The 17,120-nt window shown below is 71.4% G+C and carries 19 protein-coding genes; 13 read left to right on the top strand and 6 right to left on the bottom strand.

The annotated features are described in order from the left end of the window. Window positions 1–81 precede the first annotated feature (81 nt). Window positions 82–474, bottom strand: a complete 393-nt coding sequence (locus ACIP2X_RS13615; protein ID WP_401671604.1) for a VOC family protein — start codon at window positions 472–474, stop codon at window positions 82–84. A gap of 80 nt (window positions 475–554) precedes the next feature. Between ACIP2X_RS13615 and ACIP2X_RS13610 the strand changes: the two genes are divergently transcribed. After that, the gene (locus ACIP2X_RS13610; RefSeq protein ID WP_401671602.1) at window positions 555–1,094 is read left to right on the top strand and encodes a GNAT family N-acetyltransferase; all 540 of its coding nucleotides are present in this window, start codon (window positions 555–557) and stop codon (window positions 1,092–1,094) included. 3 nt (window positions 1,095–1,097) lie between these two features. Here the strand turns inward: ACIP2X_RS13610 and ACIP2X_RS13605 are convergent, their stop codons facing one another. Next, complete coding sequence (locus tag ACIP2X_RS13605; RefSeq protein ID WP_401671599.1) at window positions 1,098–1,781, bottom strand: glycerophosphodiester phosphodiesterase; 684 nt, start codon at window positions 1,779–1,781, stop codon at window positions 1,098–1,100. A 246-nt stretch (window positions 1,782–2,027) separates the two neighbouring features. Between ACIP2X_RS13605 and ACIP2X_RS13600 the strand changes: the two genes are divergently transcribed. From ACIP2X_RS13600 to ACIP2X_RS13580, 5 genes are all read left to right on the top strand, one after another. Beyond that, entirely contained in the window at window positions 2,028–3,425 is a 1,398-nt protein-coding gene (locus ACIP2X_RS13600; protein WP_401671597.1) for a DUF6421 family protein, read from the top strand. Window positions 3,426–3,463: 38 nt separating this feature from the next. Next, a complete protein-coding gene (locus tag ACIP2X_RS13595; RefSeq protein WP_401671594.1) occupies window positions 3,464–4,210 on the top strand; it encodes an SDR family NAD(P)-dependent oxidoreductase in 747 nt (248 codons plus the stop codon). Continuing rightward, entirely contained in the window at window positions 4,207–5,277 is a 1,071-nt protein-coding gene (locus tag ACIP2X_RS13590) for a threonine aldolase family protein (protein ID WP_401671591.1), read from the top strand. The genes ACIP2X_RS13595 and ACIP2X_RS13590 overlap by 4 nt, the downstream gene beginning before the upstream one ends. Window positions 5,278–5,391: 114 nt before the next feature. Continuing rightward, window positions 5,392–5,964, top strand: a complete 573-nt coding sequence (locus ACIP2X_RS13585; RefSeq protein ID WP_401671589.1) for a transglutaminase family protein — start codon at window positions 5,392–5,394, stop codon at window positions 5,962–5,964. Window positions 5,965–5,977: 13 nt separating this feature from the next. Next, window positions 5,978–6,679, top strand: a complete 702-nt coding sequence (locus tag ACIP2X_RS13580; RefSeq protein WP_401672359.1) for a B3/4 domain-containing protein — start codon at window positions 5,978–5,980, stop codon at window positions 6,677–6,679. A gap of 18 nt (window positions 6,680–6,697) precedes the next feature. On the opposite strand, the gene ACIP2X_RS13575 is transcribed toward ACIP2X_RS13580, so the two are convergent. Beyond that, on the bottom strand, window positions 6,698–7,426 hold the full coding sequence (locus tag ACIP2X_RS13575) for a lysophospholipid acyltransferase family protein (protein ID WP_401671587.1): 729 nt from the start codon (window positions 7,424–7,426) through the stop codon (window positions 6,698–6,700). A 187-nt stretch (window positions 7,427–7,613) separates the two neighbouring features. Beyond that, window positions 7,614–8,030 (bottom strand): DUF4395 domain-containing protein, encoded by a 417-nt coding sequence (locus tag ACIP2X_RS13570; RefSeq protein WP_401671584.1) that lies wholly within the window; start codon window positions 8,028–8,030, stop codon window positions 7,614–7,616. Window positions 8,031–8,142: 112 nt separating this feature from the next. On the opposite strand from ACIP2X_RS13570, the gene ACIP2X_RS13565 reads away from it, so the two are divergent. The 4 genes from ACIP2X_RS13565 (at window position 8,143) to ACIP2X_RS13550 (ending at window position 11,224) form a co-directional block, all read left to right on the top strand. Further along, window positions 8,143–8,499 carry a TlpA family protein disulfide reductase gene (locus ACIP2X_RS13565; RefSeq protein WP_401671582.1) on the top strand — a complete coding sequence of 119 codons (357 nt, stop codon included), beginning with the start codon at window positions 8,143–8,145 and terminating at the stop codon, window positions 8,497–8,499. A 189-nt stretch (window positions 8,500–8,688) separates the two neighbouring features. Beyond that, complete coding sequence (locus ACIP2X_RS13560; RefSeq protein ID WP_401671580.1) at window positions 8,689–9,207, top strand: flavin reductase family protein; 519 nt, start codon at window positions 8,689–8,691, stop codon at window positions 9,205–9,207. 210 nt (window positions 9,208–9,417) lie between these two features. After that, window positions 9,418–10,203 (top strand): electron transfer flavoprotein subunit beta/FixA family protein, encoded by a 786-nt coding sequence (locus tag ACIP2X_RS13555; RefSeq protein ID WP_401671578.1) that lies wholly within the window; start codon window positions 9,418–9,420, stop codon window positions 10,201–10,203. 58 nt (window positions 10,204–10,261) lie between these two features. Next, entirely contained in the window at window positions 10,262–11,224 is a 963-nt protein-coding gene (locus ACIP2X_RS13550) for an electron transfer flavoprotein subunit alpha/FixB family protein (protein WP_401671575.1), read from the top strand. A 59-nt stretch (window positions 11,225–11,283) separates the two neighbouring features. Here ACIP2X_RS13550 and ACIP2X_RS13545 read toward each other — a convergent pair whose 3' ends face one another. Beyond that, window positions 11,284–12,231 carry an endonuclease/exonuclease/phosphatase family protein gene (locus tag ACIP2X_RS13545; protein WP_401671573.1) on the bottom strand — a complete coding sequence of 316 codons (948 nt, stop codon included), beginning with the start codon at window positions 12,229–12,231 and terminating at the stop codon, window positions 11,284–11,286. A gap of 194 nt (window positions 12,232–12,425) precedes the next feature. Here ACIP2X_RS13545 and ACIP2X_RS13540 point away from each other — a divergent pair, with 194 nt between their 5' ends. Further along, the gene (locus tag ACIP2X_RS13540) at window positions 12,426–13,721 is read left to right on the top strand and encodes a DUF6986 family protein (protein WP_401671571.1); all 1,296 of its coding nucleotides are present in this window, start codon (window positions 12,426–12,428) and stop codon (window positions 13,719–13,721) included. A 686-nt stretch (window positions 13,722–14,407) separates the two neighbouring features. Here ACIP2X_RS13540 and ACIP2X_RS13535 read toward each other — a convergent pair. Beyond that, a complete protein-coding gene (locus tag ACIP2X_RS13535; RefSeq protein ID WP_401671569.1) occupies window positions 14,408–15,445 on the bottom strand; it encodes a LacI family DNA-binding transcriptional regulator in 1,038 nt (345 codons plus the stop codon). Between the two features lie 190 nt (window positions 15,446–15,635). Here ACIP2X_RS13535 and ACIP2X_RS13530 point away from each other — a divergent pair, with 190 nt between their 5' ends. Continuing rightward, window positions 15,636–16,589 carry an ROK family protein gene (locus ACIP2X_RS13530; RefSeq protein ID WP_401671566.1) on the top strand — a complete coding sequence of 318 codons (954 nt, stop codon included), beginning with the start codon at window positions 15,636–15,638 and terminating at the stop codon, window positions 16,587–16,589. A 90-nt stretch (window positions 16,590–16,679) separates the two neighbouring features. After that, complete coding sequence (locus ACIP2X_RS13525; RefSeq protein WP_401672390.1) at window positions 16,680–16,997, top strand: hypothetical protein; 318 nt, start codon at window positions 16,680–16,682, stop codon at window positions 16,995–16,997. Window positions 16,998–17,120: the final 123 nt, after the last annotated feature.

Below are 17,120 nucleotides of genomic sequence, written 5' to 3'. Positions count from 1 at the left end.
ACGTCCTTCCGCAGCGGGAATCTCGATCAGCACGCTAGCCCCGGCCACCGGCGGTGGCCATCCGGCCGGTACGAGGAGGTGTCAGATGCCCGGCCGGCAGCGGATCGGATGATCGGCCGGCACCTCCACCAGCACGATCGGCACCTCGTCCGGATCCGCGATCCACATCTCGACCAGTCCCCACGGCTCGCGCACCGGCGGCCGTACGATCTCCACGCCCTTCTCGCACAGCTCGTCGTGGGCCGCGGACACGTCCTCGACCTGGAGCCAGAGCCGGACGGCCGGGGACGGCGGGGCCTCGGAGCGCCCGGACAGCTCCAGATGGCCACCGCCGAGGAAGTAGACGGTCCCGCGGTCCGGCCCGGTGCCGAACTCGCGGTAGACGGCGAGACCCAGCTGCTCGCCGTAGAAGGCACGGGACCGCTCGGGGTCGGTGGGCCGCAGCAGGACGCGTCCGCTCAGTACATGCACCATGCGCCCGGAGCCTAGGGGCTGGTGGCGGCGTTACCCTCGTCCGTGCCAGAGCCGCGCCGGAGAATTCGGAGAGACACCTGATGGAGAGCGCCGCCCACGGACTGACCTTCCGCGATGCCACGGACGCCGACGTGGACGTGCTGGTCGCGCTCATCGAGTCGGCCTACCGGGGCGACTCCAGCCGGGTCGGCTGGACCACCGAGGCGGACATCCTCCAGGGGCAGCGGACCGACCCGCAGGGCGTGCTGACCGTGATCAAGGCGCCGGACAGCAGGCTGCTGACCGTGGAGCGGGACGGCACCGTCGTCGCCTGCTGCCAGCTCGAACGCCGTGACGGCCACGCCTACTTCGGCATGTTCGCCGTCAGCCCCACCCTCCAGGGCGCCGGCCTCGGCAAGGTGATCATCGCCGAGGCGGAGCGGCAGGTCCGCGCGGACTGGGGCGCGACGCGGATGCACATGACCGTGATCTCCGTCCGCGAGGACCTCATCGCCTGGTACGAGCGTCGCGGCTACCGCCGTACGGGCCGGATGACCCCCTTCCCGTACGGCGACGAGCGCTACGGCATCCCGCAACGCGACGACCTGCGCTTCGAGCTGCTGGTCAAGGAGCTCGCGTAGCCCCTACGCCGTGAACCGGCCGGTGCGTTTGATCTCCGGGTGATCGGTCGTCGCACCGTCCAGTTCCAGTGCCCGTACGAGACGCAGGTGCTCCTGCGTGTTCACCACCCAGCCGATGATCCGCAGGCCGGCCTCGCGCGCGTGCTCGACGACCTCCAGGGTGAGGCGGCGGATGTTCAGGCAGACGGTCGCCGCACCCGCCGCGACGGCCCGTTCCACGACCTCCGTGCCGTACCTGCTCGCGATCAGCGCCGTGCGCGTCCCCGGCACGAGCCGGGCCGCCTCGGTGATCGCCTCGTCGTGGAACGAGGACACCTCGACGCGCCCGGTCAGATCGCGCCGCCGCATGACGTCGGCGAGGGCCCGCGCCGCCCGCACGTCCTTGATCTCGGCCTGCAGCGGCGCCCGCACCGCGTCGAGGACCTCCTCGAACACCGGGATCCGCTCGCCCCGGCCCGCGTCCAGGGTGCGCAGCTCGGCGAGGGTCTTCTCGGCGACGGGGCCCGAGCCGTCCGTCGTACGGTCCACGTCGGTGTCGTGCATCACGACGAGGGTGCCGTCCTTGCTCAGGTGGAGGTCGAGTTCGATCGCGTCGAGACCGGCCTCCTGGGCCGCCAGGAACGACCTGAGGGTGTTCTCGGGTTCGACACCCATGACTCCGCGGTGACCGATGGTGAGGAAGTTCAAGGTGTGACTCGCTTCCGTCGACAGCGGCGGTGGAAGCCTTGCGGCTCCCTTGGAAGGTATCGCCTGGGCCCTTCTGGGCAGAGGGTGACGACGGGGCCATGTGTCTTCGCCATCGCCGTGTCCGACAGGAAAAAATGCGGTGACGGCGGGGGTGCCACAGAATATTCTCCCGAGGTTCCCCTTGCTGGGTGAAACTCGGTGTGTATACGGTCTCCTTACGCGAGGTTCTCCCGTGGAGGATGGGACATGACGGAAATTCTTGTGCAGGTGGGTACGGAGGAGCAGCTTCCTCCCGTGGTCAGGGTGGTGGAGCACCCGGCATGGCCCGTGCTCAAGGATGCCGTGGAGCAGATCCGGCCATGGCAGTCCAAGGACGGATCGATCGACTTCGAGGCCGAGGGCGCCCCCGACGCGGCCCGGGCCGAGGACGCTGTACGACGGGTCGTAGAGGCCGTCGAGACCCTCTCCCCGCTCCTGCCGCACGACGCGGCCTACCACGCGGCCCTCGTGCGGGACCTGCGCCGCTGGGCCGACGAGGGTTTCGAGGTGCCCGACTTCCTGGACTCGCTGCTCGCCTTCCAGCCGGCGGCGAACCGCCAGGACGGCCTGCAGCACCTGGTCGTCTTCCCCATGTACACGCAGAACGGCAACCCCGACCGCAACCTCGAGGCGGTCGTGCTGCGCATGGTCTGGCCGCAGTGGCTGGCCGAGCTGGAGCGCACCCGCTACGACAACCCGCTGTTCTGCGGCATCACCTTCGAGGACTTCACGGCCGGGTACGACACCAACTCCGCCGTCCTCTTCCCCGAGACCATCGCCGTGCGCCAGGCACCCGAGCGCTTCTCCTGGGGCGGCATCTTCTGCGACCGCGAGGCCGCCCGCTTCCGCCGGGTCACCGACGCGGCCGTCGGCCTGCTGGGCCTGGAGCTGCCCGAGGACATCGCCGCCATGGTCCACGACCAGAAGCGCTGCGAAGAGGCGTTCGTGCTCTGGGACATGGTCCACGACCGCACCCACAGCCACGGCGACCTGCCGTTCGACCCGTTCATGATCAAGCAGCGCCAGCCGTTCTGGATGTACGGCCTGGAGGAGCTGCGCTGCGACCTCACCGCCTTCAAGGAGGCCGTGAAGCTGTCCGGCGAGGGCGTCCCGCAGGCTCGTGACGTGCAGTACGCGGTGCTGTTCGACCGCATGTTCCGCTTCCCGGTCACCGGTGAGCGGGTGCGCAACTACGACGGCCTCGGCGGTCAGCTGCTCTTCGCCTACCTGCACAAGCACGACGTCGTCCGCTGGACCGACAACAAGCTGTCGATCGACTGGGACCGCGCGCCTCAGGTCACCAACCAGCTCTGCGCCGAGATCGAGACGCTCTACCGGGACGGCATCGACCGCCCCAAGCTCGTGCACTGGTTCGCCGGGTACGAACTCGTCTCCACCTACCTCGCCCCGCACCCCGGCTCCAAGTGGGCCAAGGGCCCCGACGCCCTGGACCTGACCCTGCCGCCGCGCAAGCTGGTCGATGACGTGCTTCCGGACGAGTTTCCGCTGAGCATGTTCTATGAGGCGCTGTCCAAGAAGCTCAAGAACGTGATTGCCTCGACCAAGGGCATCACGGCGGACCCCGCCGAGCGGGTCGCCGCGTGAGCGTCCGCACCAAGAACGCTGCTCAGGAGGCGAGGATCATGGGGAACGGTGCTCTCAGCGGTGCGGTGATCGCGGTGGCAGGCGCGGGTGGCCCCGCCGGCCGGGCGACCCTGCAGCGACTGGCCGACGCGGGCGCGATCGTCGTCGGCTCCGACAACGATCCGGAGCGGCTCGCCGAGGCCGTGGACGCGGCCAGCTACGCGCACGGCGGCGCCACCGTCGTCGGCGACACGGTCGACCTGCTCGACCGGCAGGCGGCCCAGGACTGGGCCGACCGCATCGAGAAGGACTTCGGACGCGTCGACGGCCTCGTCCATCTCGTCGGCGGCTGGCGCGGCAGCGAGACCTTCACCAAGACCCGGCTCGACGACTGGGACCTGCTGGAGCTGCTGCTCATCCGCACGGTGCAGCACACCTCCCTCGCCTTCCACGAGGGGCTGCAGCGCAGCGACCGCGGCCGCTACGTCCTGATCAGCGCCGCCGGGGCCAGCAAGCCCACCGCGGGCAACGCCGCGTACTCCGCGGCCAAGGCCGCCGCCGAGGCGTGGACCCTGGCCATGGCCGACTTCTTCGCCAAGGCGGGGGGTGAGCAGGGGCCGAACGCCGCGGCTGCGATCCTGGTGGTGAAGGCACTGGTGCACGAGGCCATGCGCGCCGACCGCCCCAACGCGAAGTTCGCGGGCTTCACCGACGTCGACGACCTGGCGGAGGCCATCGCCGGAGTCTGGGACAAGCCCGCCGCCGAAGTGAACGGACAACGTCTGTGGCTGACCGAGAAGCCGTGAACCCTCCGAAGACCGACGCGCGTCGCCATCACGACCCGCAGGTCCGCGGTTTCGCCAGTGACAACTACGCCGGGGTCCACCCCGAGGTGCTCGCCGCCCTGGCCGTGGCCAACGGCGGGCACCAGGTCGCGTACGGCGAGGACGCGTACACCGAGAACCTGCAGCGCGTCGTCCGCAGCCATTTCGGCGCCACGGCGGAGGCGTTCCCGGTGTTCAACGGCACCGGTGCCAACGTCGTGGCCCTCCAGGCGGTCACCGACCGCTGGGGTGCGGTGATCTGCGCGGAGAGCGCGCACATCAACGTCGACGAGGGCGGCGCCCCGGAGCGGATGGGCGGCCTCAAGCTGCTCACCGTGCCCACGCCGGACGGCAAGCTCACCCCCGAGCTGATCGACCGGCAGGCGTACGGCTGGGAGGACGAGCACCGTGCGATGCCGCAGGTCGTCTCCATAGCCCAGGCCACCGAACTGGGCACGGTCTACACGCCCGACGAGATCCGCGCGATCTGCGACCACGCCCACGCGCACGGGATGAAGGTCCACCTGGACGGCTCGCGCATCGCCAACGCGGCCGCCTCCCTCGACGTCCCGATGCGGACCTTCACCAACGCGGCCGGTGTCGACATCCTCTCCCTGGGCGGCACCAAGAACGGCGCCCTGTTCGGCGAGGCGGTCGTGGTGATCGACCAGGACGCCGTCAGCCACATGAAGCATCTGCGCAAGCTGTCCATGCAGCTGGCCTCCAAGATGCGTTTCGTGTCGGTGCAGTTGGAGGCACTGCTCGCCAGGGACCTGTGGCTGCGCAACGCCCGGCACTCCAACGAGATGGCCCAGCGACTCGCCGAGGGTGTCCGGGCGGTGCACGGCGTCGAGCTGCTCTACCCGGTGCAGGCCAACGCGGTCTTCGCGCGGCTGCCCCATGACGTCAGCGAGCGCCTCCAGAAGCGGTTCCGCTTCTACTTCTGGGACGAGACGGCCGGCGACGTGCGCTGGATGTGCGCGTTCGACACCACGGAGGACGACGTGGACGCGTTCGTCGCGGCCCTCAAGGAGGAGATGGCGCGCTAGTGCCGTCAGGTGGGAGCGGCTGATGCCGTAGCCCCCTCCAATCGAACGTATAGGTATGCGGTCGCCCGGAAATTCATTGACGCCCGGGTGGCCGCGTTCCTATGCTCTGCGGGCATGGAGCTGATCCAGGAAACCTCCGACCTGTCCGCCTACTTGGTCGCGGACGAGGTCATCGACCACGACCACCCCCGAGTCCGGCACATGGCCGCCCGCCTCGCAGCGACGGCGACGGACTCGTATGACTATGCGCGGGCGGCGTTCGAGTTCGTGCGGGACGGCATCACGCACTCCCAGGACGTCGGTGATCCCCGTGTCACCTGGCGCGCCTCCGACGTCCTGGAGCAGGGCACCGGCATCTGCTACGCCAAGGCCCACGCGCTGACCGCGCTGCTGCGGGCGGAGGACATCCCGACGGCCCTGTGCTACCAGAGGTTCGACGTGCTGCACGGGCTGGTCGCCGTGCGCTTCGACGGCGCCTGGCACCGGCAGGACCCCCGCGGCAACAAGCCGGGCGTGGACGCGCGGTTCTCCCTGGACGGCGAACGCCTGGCCTTCACCCCCGACCCGAAGTCCAATGAGCTGGACCATCCGGTCTTGTATGCTGCACCGCATCCAGGGGTCCTCGCGGCGCTGAGAAGCGCGCCCGACCGGGCGTACCTCTGGCAGCACCTCCCCACCGCACTCTGAGGCAATGCGCACCATGACTTTCCCGCTGACCGTGTCCGACGAGGTGCGCGCACTCGCACCCGGCTTCACCCATGTCGCCGTCGAGGCGCACGGACTCGTGAACGGACCCAGCACCGACGCCGGCGCGGCACTCCTCGACGACGCGGCCCGCCGTCTCGCCGCCCGCCTGGACGGGCGCGCGCCGCACGAGGACCCGCACATGGCGGCCTGGCGCGAGGTCTACACGGCGTTCGGTTCGAAGCCCTCGCGCACCCGCAACTCGGCGGAGGCGCTGGCCCGCAGGGCCCTCACGGACGCCGGGCTGCCCCGGATCAACCTTCTGGTCGACATCTACAACGCCGTCAGCGTCGCCCACCTGATCCCGGTCGGCGGTGAGGACATCGACCACGTCCAGGGCGGCATGCGACTCGTGCGGGCCACCGGCGACGAGGACTTCGTGACCGCCGCCGGCGGCGAGGAGGTCGTCGAGCGTCCCGACGCCGGCGAGGTGGTGTGGCGCGACGACGCGGGCGTCACCTGCCGCCGCTGGAACTGGCGCCAGGGCCCGCGGACCCGGCTCACCGAGGCGACCGTCTCGGGCATCTTCCTGCTGGAGACCCTGGCGCCGATGCCGGTCGCCGAGGCCGAGCGGGCCGCCGCCGAACTGGCCGGGCTGCTGGAGAAGTTCAGCCCGGGCGCCCGCGTCACCGTGCACGCCGCCGAGCCGGCGCGCTGAGCTACCGGCCCGGCGGGCTCAGCGGGCCTCGGACTCGCGGACCTGCTCCGGGGTCGGGGCCGTGCCGCCGAGGTGGGCGGGGAGCCACCAGTGGTCGTCCGCGCCGCGAGGGCGGCCCGGGTAGGCGCGCTGGGCGACGTCCAGCAGGTCCTGCACCCGCTCGCGCAGGCGGCGCGTGATCGCCCCCGCGTACTGGTCGCGGGGGGCCTCGACGGCCTCGCCCACCCGGATGGTGACCGGCAGGTGGCTGCGCTTGAAGTTGCGCGGATGTCCCTTGGTCCACAGCCGTTGCGTGCCCCACAGGGCCATCGGGATGAGCGGGACCCCCGCCTCCTGGGCCATCCGCGCGGCACCGGACTTGAAGCTCTTCAGGGTGAACGACTGCGAGATGGTGGCCTCCGGGAAGACCCCGACGATCTCACCGGATCGCAGCGAGTCCAGGGCGTGCTGGTAGGCCGCCTCACCCTGCTTGCGGTCCACGGGGATGTGCCGCATGCCGCGCATCAGCGGTCCGGAGATCCGGTGCCGGAACACGGACTCCTTCGCCATGAAACGCACCAGGCGCTTCTGCGGCAGCGCGGCCAGGCCGTCGAAGACGAAGTCCAGATAGCTGATGTGATTGCTCACCAGCACGGCGCCGCCCGAGCGCGGGATGTTCTCCGACCCCTTGCAGTCGATCTTCAGGTCCCAGACCTTGAACAGGGTCTGTGCGAGGCCGACGACGGGGCGGTAGACGAGTTCTGCCATGGGCGGGGTGGACCCTTCCTGCTCTGCCTGGGGAGGTACTCCCCGCCAGAAAGTTACGTAGCCGTAGGTTTACGGCATCTCGCAGATCGTGCCCCAAGAACGGTCGGGGAGCCAGCCCCCGTGCCCTGTCGACGCGAGATCCTCGTCACGTCGGCGTACATTTTCACCTCGGGCTTTTACGACGGCTTTACTCCACGCGTACGGTGACCCGTTGGGCGAGCAGGTACATCTCGCATGCCACGCAGAACCCCGACACCGTGTGCAGAAAGGCGGCGACGAACGCGGCCGCGGTCGTCGCGAGGCCGAGCCAGAGCGGTCCCAGGGTGTACCCGACCAGGCCGGTCCCGGCCAGCACCAGCCCCACCGCCTGGGCGAACCGCGACGGTTCGAGCTCCTCCCGCTCCACCGCAGGACCGACCCGGGGCCGTACGAACCGGTGGAAGGCCCAGCCGTAGGGCGAAGGGCCCACGCCGCCCGCCGCGCCGAGCGCGAACACCAGGGTCTGCCACGCCAGCAGCCACGCGTTCCCGGTGATCAGAACGACCGCCAGGACGAGGGTCGTCACGGCCGCGCCGAAGCGCGGTCCCCTCACGTCGATGTCCATGAATCCAGGATTCCGCGCCGAGAAGGCCCGCGGGAGGCGGGAATCTTTGCGGTCTCGTGAACGGTTGTGCCGGGCATGATGGGAGTGCTGACGGGCTGGAGGGTGTGCACGCGTGCGTGAGGAGTACGACGAGGGCGGTCGCGGGCGGCTCGGCGCTGCCGAGTTGGGCGCCGAACTCGGTGAGCGCGCCACGCTGGTGCAGTTCTCCAGCGCCTTCTGCGCGCCCTGCCGGGCGACCCGGCGCGTCCTCGGCGACGTGGCCGGCCTGGTTCCCGGCGTGCGCCATGTCGAGATCGACGCCGAGGCCCGGCTGCAACTCGTCCGCGCGCTCGGCATCGTCCGGACCCCGACCGTGCTGGTGCTGGACGCGGACGGACGGGTCGTGCGCCGGGCCGCGGGGCAGCCACGCAAGGCCGATGTGATCGCCGCGATCGGCCGCGCCGTCCGTGCCGACGACGGCGAGTCCTGAGGACGGCGCGGACCAGGAGCGGAACTTGACTGTGCGCACCATCCAACGTCAGCTTGACCCCATGCCTTCGGAAGTCCTCCTCTTCGGCCGGGTCCACGTCGACCTCGTGCGCACCGCGAGCGCGCGCTGTCCGGGATGCTGAACAGCCCCGGATCCGCTCGTCGTCACCGCTCGCGGAAGGTCACCTCCATGACGGCCACCCCCGGCCTCACCGCATCCGCCTCCCCGGACACCGCCGCTTTCGACCTGTTCCGTGCCGTCTTCCGGCGGCACGCGGCCGGCGTGGCGGTGATCACAGCGCGGGGCGACACGGGTCCGGTCGGCTTCACCGCCACCTCGCTCACCTCCGTCTCCGCGAAACCGCCCCTGCTCTCCTTCGGGGCAGGCACCGGATCGTCCAGCTGGGCGGCGATATCCGCCGCCCGCCACGTCGGGGTGCACATACTCGGTGAGCACCAGCGGGAGCTGGCGGCCACCTTCGCCCGAAGCGGCGCCGACCGCTTCGCCGCCCCCACCGCCTGGCGCGAGGGTCCGGAGGGGGTTCCCGTGCTGGAGGGCGTGCTGGCCTGGACGGTGTGCCGGGTGCACGCGCGCGTGCCCGCGGGCGATCACTGTCTCGTGGTCGCCGAGGTCGTCGGCGGCGACCTCAACGGTGAGGGCCGGCCACTCCTCTACCACCAGGGACGCTTCACCGCGCTGCGCGACTGAGCGGGTCCGCGGCACCGTCCGGTTCCGGTTACGCTGCGTTGCGAAGGTCACAGTTCAAAGCGCTTGCTTAGCGGGCAGGAACTGGATGTACTGGCGAGTAATATTTCGTTCGGAGCGCGAGTCGCCCCGACCGGGATCCGCCGCCAGGGGCGCCTATGCTGCCTGCAAGAAGGCAGCCAGAAATTGACCGATTGCAGTAGGAGAGCCGGCGTGAGCTTGAGGATCGTTGTCACTGTGAAGTACGTGCCCGACGCCACTGGCGACCGGCACTTCGCCGATGACCTGACCGTCGACCGTGACGACGTGGACGGTCTGCTCTCCGAACTGGACGAGTACGCGGTCGAGCAGGCGCTGCAGATCGCGGAGGCCGCCGACGACGCCGAGGTGACGGTGCTGACGGTGGGTCCGGAGGACGCCAAGGACGCGCTGCGCAAGGCGCTTTCGATGGGTGCCGACAAGGCGATCCACGTCGAGGACGACGACCTGCACGGCACGGACGCCATCGGCACCTCGCTCGTGCTGGCCAAGGCGGTCGAGAAGGCGGGCTACGACCTGGTCATCTCCGGCATGGCCTCCACCGACGGCACCATGGGCGTCGTGCCCGCGCTGCTCGCCGAGCGCCTCGGTGTCCCGCAGGTCACCCTGCTGTCCGAGGTGTCCGTCGCGGACGGCACGGTCAAGGGCCGTCGCGACGGCGACGCCGCGTCGGAGCAGCTGGAGGCCCAGCTTCCGGCGGTCGTGTCCGTGACCGACCAGTCGGGCGAGGCGCGGTACCCCTCCTTCAAGGGGATCATGGCCGCGAAGAAGAAGCCGGTGGAGTCTTGGGACCTCTCGGACCTGGACCTGGAGGCCGAGGAGGTCGGCCTGGAGGGTGCCTGGACCGCCGTGGACACGGCGACCGAGCGTCCGGCCCGCACGGCCGGCACGATCGTCAAGGACGAGGGCGAGGGCGGCAAGCAGCTCGCCGAGTTCCTCGCGAGCCAGAAGTTCATCTGAGCGCTGAGCTCGACTTCGCTGACCGCCCCTCACACTTCGCAAGCAGGAGAGAAGTCCCATGGCTGAAGTTCTCGTCTACGTCGACCACGTGGACGGCGCCGTCCGCAAGCCCACCCTGGAGCTGCTGACGCTGGCCCGCCGCATCGGCGAGCCCGTCGCCGTCGCGCTCGGCAACGGCGCCGCCGACACCGCCGCGACGCTCGCCGAGCACGGCGCGGTGAAGGTCCTCACCCACGACGCGTCGGAGTACGCCGACTACCTGGTCGTCCCGAAGGTCGACGCGCTCCAGGCCGCGGTCGAGGCCGTCTCCCCGGCCGCCGTGCTGGTCCCGTCCTCCGCGGAGGGCAAGGAGATCGCCGCCCGTCTGGCGCTGCGCATCGGCTCGGGCATCATCACCGACGCCGTCGACCTGGAGGCCGGTGACGAGGGTCCGGTGGCCACCCAGTCGGTGTTCGCCGCGTCCTACTCGACCAAGTCCCGTGTCAGCAAGGGCACCCCGGTCATCACGGTCAAGCCGAACTCGGCCGCCGTGGAGGCCGCGCCGGCCGCCGGTGCGGTCGAGGCGCTGTCGGTGTCCTTCTCCGCGCAGGCCACCGGTACCAAGGTCACCGGGCGGACGCCGCGTGAGTCGACGGGCCGTCCGGAGCTGACCGAGGCCGCGATCGTGGTCTCCGGCGGCCGTGGTGTCGGCGGTTCGGACAACTTCGCGCTGATCGAGGCGCTGGCGGACTCGCTCGGCGCGGCGGTGGGCGCCTCGCGTGCCGCGGTGGACGCGGGCTGGTACCCGCACACCAACCAGGTGGGCCAGACCGGCAAGTCGGTCTCGCCGCAGCTCTACATCGCCTCCGGCATCTCGGGTGCGATCCAGCACCGCGCCGGTATGCAGACCTCGAAGACGATCGTCGCCGTCAACAAGGACGCCGAGGCCCCGATCTTCGAGCTGGTCGACTACGGCGTCGTCGGCGACCTGTTCGACGTCGTCCCGCAGCTCACGGAGGAGATCAAGACCCGCAAGGGCTGATCGTCGTCCGCACGCCGTACGAGGCCCCCGTGACCGTCGCCGGTCACGGGGGCCTCGGCTCATCCCAAGGTCAGCGTGGCCTGTACGGGCAGATGGTCGCTCGGGAACTGGCCGTCCGTCGAGAACGTGTTGATGTCGGCCCGGTGCACGGTGACGCCGGGCGTGGCGAGGATCCAGTCGATCCGGTCGCCGTTCGGCGTCAGCGGCCGGTAGCCGTGGAAGGTCGCGTACAGGTCGCCGCGTTCGGCCGCCGTGTCCCAGGTGTCGGTGAGGCCCGCGCCCAGCATCGTGTCGTAGACCGGGTTCCCGTGCGCGGCGACGTTGAAGTCGCCGGTCACCAGCTGCGGCAGCGCCCGGTCCAGGCCGGCGATGCGCTGGGCGATCAGGGCGGCGGCACGCGCGCGTGCGTCCTGGCTGCGGTTGTCGAGGTGGGTGTCGAGGAAGTAGAACTCCCGGCCGCCGTCCCGCAGATCGCTGAAGCGGACCCAGGTGACCATCCGGATGGAGCCGCCGCCCCAAGTGTTCGAACCGATCACGTCGGGGGTGTCGGAGAGCCAGAAGTGGTCGTACTCCAGCGGGGCGAGGCGGCGGGTGTCGTAGAAGACCGCCATGAACTCGTCGCGGCTGCCGCCCGCGCGGCCGGTGCCGATCCAGTCGTGGTGCGGGCCGAGGTCGGACGCGATGTCCCGCACCTGCTGGTAGAGGCCCTCCTGGGTGCCGATGAGGTGCGGGCGCTCGCGGCGCAGCAGTTCGCGCATCACGGGTCTGCGCACGGCCCAGCTGTGGGGTTCGGTGGTGCTCGCGAAGCGGAGGTTGAAGGACATGGTCCTCAGCCGGCGGTCGGCGCGGTCCACCGGCGGTTCGCCGTCGGGCTCCTGGCGTTCCGCGGGCTCCTCCGCCGAGGCAGCGGAGGACGACAGTGCTGTACTGGAGAGGGGCAGGGCGACCGCTGCGGCCAGCGCGCTCTTCAGGCCCAGGCGGCGGGTGACACGGCTCCGGTGCGGCACAGGGGCTCCTTGGGTCGGTGCGGCCGGGGGTGTGGGCGTACCGAAGTGTTCTACCGCCTCATGAGTTGAGCGTGAACATGCCGATAGGTCCGGGTGGCCCGAGAGGGAAGTGGTGTTGACCAGGCGGAAGGTCCCCCGATAACTTCATTCTACGGATTGTTGATTCCGCAGAGCGGAAAATAGGAGGGTGTGGGATGGGTCAGGGCCAGCAGGAGCAGGTCGCGACGAGCCTCGCGGGCACGGTGAGCGAGGAGATCAGCGCCTCCCTCGCCCCGGTCGACGCCGAACTGGAGCGCCGCTACCCCGGAGACCCCGGTACCCGTCAGCCCGTCCACACCGTCTACGTACCCGGTGACGCCTTCACCGCCGACACGATCCGCTCCTGGGGCGACCAGGCCCTCGCCCTCCTCGACGAACACGCCCCGGACGCCGCGTCCTTCGCGGCGGTCCTCGGCCTGTCCGGCGAACTCGCCGAGCCCGTGTACGCGCGCGTGCGCGCCAAGCTGGAGCGCGAGCCCATCGAGGACCTGCGCGTCGACTTCGAGGACGGCTACCAGGGCGCCGACGAGGACCAGGACGCCGCCCGCGCCGCCCGCCTGATCGCGGAGGCCTACGAGAACGGCACGGCGGCCCCGTACATGGGCGTCCGCATGAAGTGCCTGGAGGCGCCTGTACGCGACCGCGGCATCCGCACCCTCGACATCTTCCTCACCGGTCTGACGGAGGCCGGCGGCCTGCCCGACGGCCTGGTGCTCACGCTGCCCAAGGTGACGTATCCCGAGCAGGTCACCGCGATGGTGCGACTGCTGGAGGAGTTCGAGAAGGCGCGCGGGCTGGAGCCCGGCCGGCTCGGCTTCGAGATCCAGATCGAGACCAGCCAGTCCATCCTCGCCGCCGACGGCACCGCCGCCGTGGCCCGGATGATCCAGGCCGCCGAGGGCCGCGCCACCGGCCTGCACTACGGCACCTTCGACTACAGCGCCTGCCTCGGCGTCTCCGCCGCCTACCAGGCCGGCGACCACCCCGCGGCCGACCACGCCAAGGCGGTCATGCAGGTCGCCGCCGCGGGCACCGGCGTCCGCGTCTCGGACGGCTCCACCAACGTCCTGCCGGTCGGCCCCACCGCGAAGGTCCACGACGCCTGGCGCCTGCACTACGGCCTCACCCGCCGCGCCCTGGCCCGCGCCTACTACCAGGGCTGGGACATGCACCCCGGCCACGTCCCGACCCGGTACGCGGCCGTCTTCGCCTTCTACCGCGAGGGCTTCGAGCAGGCCGCCGCCCGCCTCGCCCGCTACGCCAACCGGGCCGGCGGCGACGTCATGGACGAGCCCGCCACCGCCAAGGCCCTCAGCGGCTACCTCCTGCGCGGCCTCGACTGCGGCGCCCTCGACATCGGCGAGGTGGCACGCCTGACCGGACTGACCCGCGCCGACCTGGAGGGCTTCGCGGCGCCCCGCCGTGGCGACCTGACCGCATCCGCGAAGTAGCCGAGGGGCGCGGCGCGGCTCCCGCGACGTCCGTGTGCCCGGCGCGGCGGCGTCATGGGCCGGTGAGGTGGCGCGGGTGCTCGGGCTGACGCGGCCTGCTTGGTGGGCTTCGCGGCGCCCCGCCGGGGTGACCTGAGGGCGCCCGCGACGTAGTCGAGGGGGTCGGCGCGGCTCCGTAGGCGTCCGTGTGCCCGGCGCGGGGCGGTGCCGGTATGACGGCCGAGGGCGACGCGCGCCACCTGCGCCTGCATCCCGGACGAGGCGCTTCGGCACCGCTCGGAGGTCGCGCGCCGACTAGGTGGCACGGCTGACCGGACTGACCCGTGGTGACCTGACGGTGTCCGCGCAGCAGCCGAGGGGGTCGGCGCGGCTCCGTAGACGTCCGTGTGCCCGGCGCGGGGCGGTGCCGGTATGACGGCCGAGGGCGACGCGCGCCACCTGCGCCCGCGTCCCGGACGAGGCGCTTCGGCACCGCTCGGAGGTCGCGCGCCGGCGAGGTGGCGCGGGTGACCGGGCTGACGCGGGCCGACTTGGGGGCTTCGCGGCGCCGCGCCGCGGTGACCTGACGGTGTCCGCGACGTAGTCGAGGGGCCGGGCGCGGACGCCTCGGCGTCCGTGTGCCCGGCGCGGCGGCGGTGCCGGGCGAGGGTCACGCACTCCCGTGTGCCAGGAGGCCGGGCGCCCGCTCAGACCGCGGGCGGCAGCTCTCCCGAGCCGCGGGTGATCAGGCGGGTCGGGAGTTCGATCTTCTCCGGGACGATCAGGGAACCGTCCAGCTGGCGGAAGAGCCGCTCGGCCGCCGTGCGGCCCAGTGCCGCCGCGTCCTGGGCGACGACCGTGACGCCCGGCTGGAGCAGGTCGGCCAGTTCGATGTCGTCGAAGCCGACCAGCGCGACCGGAAGCGGGTGCTCGGCCAGGACCCGGATCACCGTGACCGTGACCCGGTTGTTGCCGGAGAAGATCGCGGTGACGGGGGAGGGGCCGGACAGCATCTCCTCGGCCGCCTGCCGCACCCGCAGCGGGTCCGTCGCCCCGAGGGACATCCACGGGTCCTCGACCGGTATGCCGGCGTCCTCCATGGCCGCCCGGTAACCGCGCAGACGCTCGGCCGCCGTGTGGATGCGGGGCATGTCACCGATGAACCCGATCCGCCGGTGCCCGTGCGCGATCAGATGGGCGACGCCGTCCCGGGCACCGCCGTAGCTGTCCGAGAGCACCACGTCGGCCTCGATCTTCCCGGCCGGACGGTCCACGAACACCGTGGCGACGCCCGCCTTCAGCTCGGGCTCCAGATAGCGGTGGTCGTCACCGGCCGGGATGACCACCAGCCCGTCCACCCGGCGCGCGCACAACGCCAGCACCAGTTCCTGCTCACGGTCCGGATCCTCGGCGCTGGACCCGTTGATCAGCAGGGCCCCGTGCGCGCGGGCCACCTCCTCCACGGCGCGGCTCAGCGGGCCGTAGAAGGGGTCGGCGAGGTCCTCCAGGACCAGCCCGATGCTCGCCGTACGGCCCTTGCGCAGCACGCGCGCGCTGTCGTTGCGGCGGAAGCCGAGCGCATCGATGGCCTCCTGGACGCGGCGTTCGGTCTCCGGGGTGACCCCCGGTTCGCCGTTCACGACCCGGGACACCGTCTTCAGTCCGACGCCGGCGCGGGCCGCTACGTCCTTCATGGTCGGCCGGTTTCCGTAGCGGTTTCCGGCGAGGCGGTGGGTCTCGGGCACGGTGAGCTGTCCTGTCCTGTGGTCCGTGGGGATGCGTGGGTCCGTGGTTTGTATGAGGATGTGGCGTCGAGCATAGAGCCTGGACAACGTTGTCAGCAGCGGGAGACACTGTCCCCCGCACTTCCCGGCCCTCGCCCCACCGCAGGGCCGACCAGTCCTTTTCCCAAGGTTGACGGGGGATCCCACACTGATGCACACCGACCTCGTGGCCGCGCTCGACATCGGCGGCACCAAGATCGCAGGCGCGCTGGTGGACGGCGGCGGCCGGATCGTGGTGCGCGCCCAGCGCCCGACGCCCGCCCAGAAGGACGGCGACACCGTGATGCGCGCCGTCGAGGAGGTGATCGGCGAGCTCACCCTCTCTCCGCTGTGGAGCGGCGTCGCCGCGGTCGGCATCGGCAGCGCGGGCCCGGTCGACGCCTCCGCGGGCACGGTCAGCCCGGTGAACGTGCCCGGCTGGCGCGACTACCCGCTGGTCTCCCGGGTGCGGGCGGCCACCGGAGGGCTCCCCGTCGAGCTGATCGGCGACGGCGTGGCCATCACCGCCGCCGAGCACTGGCAGGGCGCGGCACGCGGCCACGACAACGCGCTGTGCATGGTCGTCTCCACCGGAGTCGGCGGTGGCCTGGTCCTCGACGGACGGCTCCACCCCGGCCCCACGGGCAACGCGGGTCACATCGGCCACATCAGCGTCGACCTCGACGGCGACCTCTGCCCGTGCGGAGCGCGCGGCTGCGTGGAGCGGATCGCCAGCGGGCCCAACATCGCCCGCCGCGCCCTGGACGGCGGCTGGCTGCCGGGCCCGGACGGCGACACCTCCGCCGCGGCCGTGGCCGCCGCCGCGCGCGCGGGCCACCCGGTCGCCGTCGCCTCCTTCGAACGCGCCGCCCAGGCCCTGGCCGCCGGCATCGCGGCCACCGCGACCCTGGTCGAGATCGACATCGCCGTGATCGGCGGAGGTGTGGGCAACGCGGGTGACGTGCTGTTCGTGCCGCTGCGCCGGAGCCTCGCCGACTACGCGACCCTCTCCTTCGTCCAGCGCCTGACCGTCGTGCCCGCGCAGATGGGTACCGACGCGGGGCTGGTGGGCGCCGCCGCGGCGGTGCTGAGCCGGCGGGCGGAGACCACCGCGGCCGGTGTGTGAGGCCCAGGCAGGAACGTTCACCCGGTGGCCGGGGTACATGGAACGGGTGTGAGTGCGTGACCCCGGACGGGGTCCGTCAGTTGGTCGGGCATGAAGAAGCGCAGCATGCTCGCCATCGCCTCCCTCGCCACCGGCTTCGTCGTCGCGGCGGTCACCCCCTCCCACGCGGTGGGTGACGGGCTGAGCAACATCAACGTCGGGGACACCCTCCAGACGATCGACAACACCATCGCCAGCGAGAGCCTCCAGCTGGACAAGAACGCCCTCGTGGGCGACCAGGGCGAGAAGGCCGACGGCAAGCAGGGCCAGAAGGGCAAGCCGAGCGGCAAGGCGACGGGCGGCAAGCAGAACCAGAAGGGCAAGCCGAGCGGCAAGGGCGGCGGCAAGCAGGGCAACAAGGGCCACTGAGGCGGCGGACCGTCGCACGGCTTGGCGCCGGCACCCGGGAAACGGGTGCCGGCGCCTCCGTTTGTGCACCCTCAACTGGGTCTGGTTTCCGTGGCAGGGTGGAGCGGGCAAGGCACAGGGGGC

It is taken from the genome of Streptomyces sp. NPDC089424, from assembly GCF_044749345.1.
In the GTDB taxonomy this organism is placed as follows: Bacteria; Actinomycetota; Actinomycetes; order Streptomycetales; family Streptomycetaceae; genus Streptomyces.
This window is presented reverse-complemented; position numbering and strand designations above follow the sequence as displayed.